Here is a 307-nt window from a genome sequence, read left to right as displayed (position 1 = left end):
GAACGTGATGAACTGGTGCGCAGCCTTCTTGTCAAAGGCGTAAGTGCCACTGTGTTCATCGGCCGGAACGGAACCACCGGCAACAGCCAGGGAAACCGCGGAAGCAAGAATCAGTTTTTTCATAATCCACTCCTATCGGATGTAATCAAGGCTTGGCGCCTTGAGATGTGTGCCTTGCAATGCCTGTTAATGATTTCCGGACCTGCCCAGCATGCGCCGGAGAGTGTCGTCCCGATCAACGAAATGATGCTTGAGCGCTGCCACTCCGTGGAGCGACGCCAGGCCTACGATCACCCAGGTCACCCAG

1 pseudogene is annotated in these 307 nt (G+C 55.7%); it reads right to left on the bottom strand.

The annotated features are described in order from the left end of the window. Positions 1-186 precede the first annotated feature (186 nt). Positions 187-307 (bottom strand): annotated as a pseudogene (locus E5Q11_RS18045) (cytochrome b); the annotation flags it as partial.

The organism is Marinobacter confluentis (genome assembly GCF_004785685.1).
GTDB lineage: Bacteria > Pseudomonadota > Gammaproteobacteria > Pseudomonadales > Oleiphilaceae > Marinobacter > Marinobacter confluentis.
The sequence above is the reverse complement of the archived record's forward strand: the minus strand, read 5'-3'. Positions and strand labels throughout refer to the sequence as shown.